Raw genomic sequence first — 6,000 nt, forward strand, 5'->3', positions numbered from 1 at the left:
AGCACAAAAATTAAATGAAGGGCTAAAATATGAAATGCGAATTTGATAAAAATTCAATTCAATATTTCCTGATTTACTTATCGATTGAATAGAATTAATCGAATCCAATAAATTAGTGAAAAAGCTAAAATTTATTGGAAATAAACTTTCAAAATCGCTTGCTTTTTCATCAAGAATATAGTTGATGCTATAAACTTGATAAGTGACTATAAGAAATAGATAAATATTACAATAATATTTTTACTTGAAATAGTTGCTTGGTTTGTTATGATTAGAATAATCTCATTTAAAGGAGTGACTAATTATGTACTTAGTGAAAGTCGGATATAAATGGATTGGTAAACCCAATAAGAAAGGTCATTTTAGCTTAGTTGACAATGTGAAGCACGCATTCAATTTTAAGAACTATGATCATGCGGCTAAGTATTCAGAATTGGTTGCTGGAAAAGTACAATTAGCCGGGTAGTGATCACACTTGGAAATAGTTAAATTTTACTATGATTGTGAAAATCAAATGGCGATTGTGGATCGAAGTGGTATACTCGTAACGTGAATGAAGAAGTCACGGTCTTTATTCACTCCCTTGAGATAACTCAGGGCAAACCAACGAAGGATTCCTACTCGGGAATCCTTTTTTATTGAAAAAATAAGAGCTGCCACGTTTTTTACGCGGGAGCTCTTATTTTGGTGGATATTAACTATTTTTGCGACGGAGACCGCCAAGAACAAGTGCACTTGATGCCAGCATCATGCCGATCAATGCTAATAGACCGGAGCTTTTGGCATCACTAGTTTGCGGAAGAATAGACGAAGTTGCTTTATCCGCTGATTGTTGGAGCTTGTCGGTACTGGTTTGCGCGGTGGCATTGTTTTGCGCTGCTGGCATGGCAATGCGCTTCGTTGCCGTTTTGGTGACCACATTACTATTCGTGCTAGTCATCTCATTTTGAGAGGCAGCTGAACGGGCAGCCTGTTTAGTTGATGAATGAGTATTAGAAGCGGGAGCTGTAGTAGTTGACTGTTTAGTTGTCGACCCCGTAGCTGGGGATGCAGTTGTGGTCGATTTTGCTACGGATGAGTTGACTACTGTTGTCGGTGCTGAGATATCAACTAGTGCATTTTCGGCAATATCGTTGTTTTGGGCGGTAGCATCGGAAGACTGCGTATTATCATAATAATCAGTTTGAGTGACAAATACAGGAGCCACGCTTGTCTTCTTAATGGCGGGTGTAGTTGTATCAGTGGCAATATCTGGAACTACGGTTGCTGCGGTGTTTTCTTCGTTGTCACTAGTAACTTGTGAAGACGTCGATGCTGTGGCACTAGTTGTTGAAGAATTGACCGGCTGTGTGGTAACTGTACTTGCCGCAGTGCTTGCTTGTTTAATTGTGGTATTAACCGCTTCAAGAGTGGCTAATTTAGTTTGTGCATTCGTTAATGCTAATTCAGCACGCTGCTGATTTGTACGTGCAACTGCCAGCTGTGTTTGGGCAGCCTGATTGGTCGCCGTAAGTTTGGCCAGATTTTCCTGAGCCGCGGTTAAATTAGCTTGAGCGGCAGTTACTGCAGCTTGCGCATTGGCGACGGATTCAGCATATGATGAAAGGTCAATAGTTGTCACCTGATGTGCTGCTTGGGCGACTGTGGAAGTGAGGAGATCACTATTGGTTTGTGCTTGCGCGTATTCTTGGCTATTTTTGGCTTTGAGGTTGCTATCGATATAAGGGGCAGGGCTAGTGTCGCCACTTAATTGGTATAGTTGCGCAAGGACAGTATTAGCTTGCTTAATTGAGACGAGGTCAACGTTACCAGCAACCATAGTACTTAGAATGTTCTTGGCAGTTTGGATAGCAGCGGTCAGCTCAGTGCTCGGGTTAGTTTTAGCAGATGCGTGGTTGACTTCGGTTTGTAGGGCCGAGCGAAGCGTCCGCCATTGATTATAGTTTTCGTTAGAGTACTGGGCCTTGGTAGGTGCTGTGGTGTAGCCGTTATATTGTTCGAACAGAGATTGACTGCCGTTGGCAGCGGCTAAATTATCTTGATAAACAATACGTGAGATTTTAACAGTTGCTTGTTCGTATGCTGAGTAGTGGACATTGTTAGCACTAATGTTGGGAACGGTAGCGCTCATAATATCGTCGTTATCACTATCGTGCATGATACCGAGTGTATGCCCCAGTTCATGGATGAGCACGGTAGCGGCATCATAACCGTACGCTTCAATGGCAGAATTATTGAGATTTAGTGTGCCGTCAGTGGATTGGGTAGCTAAAATATTGGCTAAATCATTGTTAAAATCGGTAATGATCAATGTCGCTGGATGAGCGGTGCTGGCAGCGGCAAAGAGCGTCATGCCGGAGTTGGTATTCCACCAGTTAGCCGCTTGAGACACCGCGTTAGCATATTGTGTTTGTGACGCATCATAGTACACAGTTCCGTCCATGGCATATCTAGTTGCGGTACTGTTCGTGCTGCCCGCATTGGAAAGTGATGTATTGGCTGACGCTGCCTGCATATCCTGTGAAGTTTGCGCATTGACACTGGTTGCACGCACGACTTCTGAACTATTTTCGGATGCCAAGGTTGCTTTCTGAGCACTGGAAGCAGCTACTTGAACAGCCGTTGCTGAGGATACAGCAGATTGTGCGGTTGCCAACTTTTGATTGGCTGTTGCCAGCGTGGTGCTAGCTTCTGAGACCGCACTTTGAGCAGTGATAACTTCGTTACTAGTCTGAGCCGCGGTACTTTGTGCGGCAGCTACTGATTGGCTAGCACTGGCCACTTCGGTTTGGGCAGAAGTCACTGTTGATTGGGCATTCTCCACGGCAACCGTATCGGCTGTAGAAGCTGTCGACGAAATAGTTGCAACGCTGGTAGTGGCGATACTATCCGCGCTAGCATTTTGTGGGGTACCAACGGCAACAATTCCCAAGGTTGTTGCAGCCAGTCCAGCAATAATCCACTTCTTGCCATCCTTATACATTTTGAACCGATTAACTTGATTATCCATATTAATTCTACTTCTCCATTTCCTGTTGTAATTATAATGAGCGACTAATGAAATTTGATCGGATAAAGAGCAGACAAAAAACGATATTGGTTCTTGTTATAACTACGCAAATCAGAGGATTGTACGACACCTAAAAAAATTATTATCGTTATAATACGTAACTACGTATACACGTAATACGAGGGTTGTACATGATAAAAAGATAAGATTTAAGAGCGGTTAATAAAAAAATAACCCTTAAATCTAATTTTTGTATAACCCGAAAACCTTGGCTAACTCCTTTAACCAATTGACTTCACGAGTATAAACTGGAATAAAATGAAGTCAATAAAAAAATAAAATGAAAGCGAAAATATAGTTAAAAAATTAAAAATCAATGAGAATGCGTATGTATACTTCTGGATGATCCTTGAAAATTCCTAATAATTATTAAGTCATTAATTTTGAATGCTTTTTAAGCGAATTTTATAATAAAATGATGAAATCCATTAGATTATATTAAATGAAAAATAAGTTAACTTGCTTTTTACAATGAAAAATTCATTCGAATAGTCACTTTAAAAAAAAGGATTAATAATAAGACTTGCTCTCAAGTACACTTGAGGGTTTAGATTTTAATTTAAAGGGAGGAAAAAATAATGAAAAAAATTATTGTAACTGGCGGATCAGGATATGTTGCAGAGTGGGTTATAAGCGATTTGCTGAACCATGATTATCGGGTACACGCGAGTTTGAGAAGTGTACAAAAAGAAGCAAGGGTTCGGACCGCAATTAGTAGTCTGGTTGATACTGAAAAGATGAAACAGTTATCGTTTTTTCAAGCAGATTTAACTCGTGCGAATGGTTGGGCAAATGAAATGGTGGGTGCTGATTCAGTTTTTCATATTGCATCACCGTTAGGAACTGGTACTGAAACGGAAGCAGAACTTGTGAGCATTGCCAAAAATGGCACGCTAAATGTGTTGAGAGGTGCTAAAATCGCGGGTGTAAAAAGGATCATCATGATTAGTTCGCAGGCTGCCGCAACTGCTCGACGATCAGTGGGTAACCTTAAGCTCGACGATAACTATTGGACTGATATGAGCAATCCTGAACTTGTTCCCTATTATATTTCGAAGGTAGAAGCTGAAAAAGCTGCATGGAAATTTGCCAAGCAAAATGGTCTCGATCTTACAACGCTATTACCAGGTGGAATTTTTGGACCGTTATTGGATTCACATGTTCAAAGTAGTAATGCATTGGTCAGCGAATTGATTAAAATGTCACTGGTACCTAAAGCTAACATTGAGGTAACGGATGTTCGTGATCTGGCGGCTGCAATGCGCTTAGCATTAAACACACCAGCTGCAATTAATAAGCGATATAATGTAGGTACCACTCCCACAACCTTTCTCAAAATAGTGCATACTTTTCAGCAGGATGGTATTCGGTCTAAAAAACTTACACTAGCGATTCCTAATGGGGTGGTTAAGTTTGCGGCCAAGTTTCAGCCATCGTTACGCCAACTTCTGCCACAACTAGGAGTTAAATATTGGCATGACAGTACACGCGCGCATGATGAGCTGCACTGGCACAATCGTTGTTGGCAAGAGACTATGAAAGATAGTGCGACTAGTCTTAAGGACTGGGGGATCATTAAGACGAGGAGATAACTTTATGTGTGAGAGTATTCAACAAATATCGAAAAGATATGATGTTTCAGTAGCAGCCTTGCGTTATTACGATAAAATTGGGTTGTTACCACGGCTAACTCGTGATAACAGTGGCTACCGGCAATTTACAAAAGATGACTGTAGTGACCTAGAAATGGTAATTTGTTTTCGTAATTTAGGCGTCGGTGTCAAGGAAATTGCGGCAGTGATGGCTCCGGTAACAAATTTAAATACTCGGTCTCGTAAACTATCCTTAATTGAAAAGCAAAAGAATCGTCTGTTGGTACAGGCGGTTAACATACAGATGGGATTGCTCATGATTGCCATTAAACAACAAATTTATCAAAACCCCGAAGTCCCCTCAAAGCAGCATGCACGGCAGGTGATCCGTGACTATGTTGAAAAAAAGTTACTTAGCACAGCACCTGAGAACGCACTGGAAATGACATTAGCCAATGATGAAAATAATGATTGGTTTGCCACAGCAGATAGACCCCTTATTTCACGTGCAATACGGTTATACATGACGGTTCAGGACTGAATTTAAGCACACTAGTTTCAGTGAAATGGATCGTGAGTTAAGTTTTTAGATTGGTTCAGTAAATCTAATTGAGAAATGCTAACTGACCACATTTTTAAAAAATGTCATTTATTTGTAAAGGAGAGTAAATAGCATGGTGGAATTGGTTGTAATAAACTCAGCGATGGTTGGGATAAACCAAAGCTCAATAACGGGAGTTGCATGGATAGATACGTTTCTAGATAACTTTTTTTTCAAAAGGTTAAAAAAGGGATGTGAAACGTATCATTTGGATTTAATCATGTTTAATCGATTTGATGATGATTTACTATTAGATAGTGATAAAAATTATTTGATAAATTCAAGTTTGATAGATGTAATTGGTAAAGATAAACTAGCGAAAATAAACTATTTAGTTTATGATACTGGTACAATTTTTTCTAAAGATGGTGTCAATAGAATTTGTGAACAACTCAATAATCACTTTAATTTAGTGCATTAATAGCAACCTAAATAAAATATTTACTTGTGGTCATAACTTGCATAAATTTGATAACGGTTCGGCAATTTGTTTTCTCGGCAATGCTCAAAATTAAATCTCCCTTATGAAGTATGGTGAATACGTGATAAGAATTTCGAATGTATTCACGAACAAGTTCTGCAAAAATGGACTACCAAAAATGGAAGAGAGGTATGTCCATTTTGTGTGGGTCATTGAAGAAAGAGAAGACAGTTCACATAACAAAAAGCAGAGTCCCTTGAAGGCGCTGCTCCGTGTCAAGTAGACAGATCAAATAATTAAAGTGCCTATGCACTTA

5 protein-coding genes are annotated in these 6,000 nt (G+C 39.9%); 4 read left to right on the forward strand and 1 reads right to left on the reverse strand.

Annotation, left to right across the window (positions count from 1 at the left end; translation table 11 throughout):
- The first annotated feature begins 304 nt into the window (after positions 1 to 304).
- Complete coding sequence (locus FC26_RS12705; RefSeq protein ID WP_157061066.1) at positions 305 to 466, forward strand: hypothetical protein; 162 nt, start codon at positions 305 to 307, stop codon at positions 464 to 466.
- A 228-nt stretch (positions 467 to 694) separates the two neighbouring features.
- On the opposite strand, the gene FC26_RS12950 is transcribed toward FC26_RS12705, so the two are convergent.
- Positions 695 to 3,010: a KxYKxGKxW signal peptide domain-containing protein gene (locus FC26_RS12950; RefSeq protein ID WP_057778388.1), complete on the reverse strand. Its 2,316-nt coding sequence runs from the start codon at positions 3,008 to 3,010 to the stop codon at positions 695 to 697.
- Between the two features lie 638 nt (positions 3,011 to 3,648).
- Here FC26_RS12950 and FC26_RS05060 point away from each other — a divergent pair.
- The 3 genes from FC26_RS05060 (at position 3,649) to FC26_RS05070 (ending at position 5,684) form a co-directional block, all read left to right on the forward strand.
- A complete protein-coding gene (locus FC26_RS05060; RefSeq protein WP_057778390.1) occupies positions 3,649 to 4,662 on the forward strand; it encodes an NAD-dependent epimerase/dehydratase family protein in 1,014 nt (337 codons plus the stop codon).
- Positions 4,663 to 4,666: 4 nt separating this feature from the next.
- Positions 4,667 to 5,203: a MerR family DNA-binding transcriptional regulator gene (locus FC26_RS05065; protein ID WP_057778393.1), complete on the forward strand. Its 537-nt coding sequence runs from the start codon at positions 4,667 to 4,669 to the stop codon at positions 5,201 to 5,203.
- A 133-nt stretch (positions 5,204 to 5,336) separates the two neighbouring features.
- Entirely contained in the window at positions 5,337 to 5,684 is a 348-nt protein-coding gene (locus FC26_RS05070) for a hypothetical protein (protein WP_057778395.1), read from the forward strand.
- The last annotated feature ends 316 nt before the right edge of the window (positions 5,685 to 6,000 follow it).

The organism is Paucilactobacillus vaccinostercus DSM 20634 (assembly GCF_001436295.1).
Taxonomy (GTDB): domain Bacteria; phylum Bacillota; class Bacilli; order Lactobacillales; family Lactobacillaceae; genus Paucilactobacillus; species Paucilactobacillus vaccinostercus.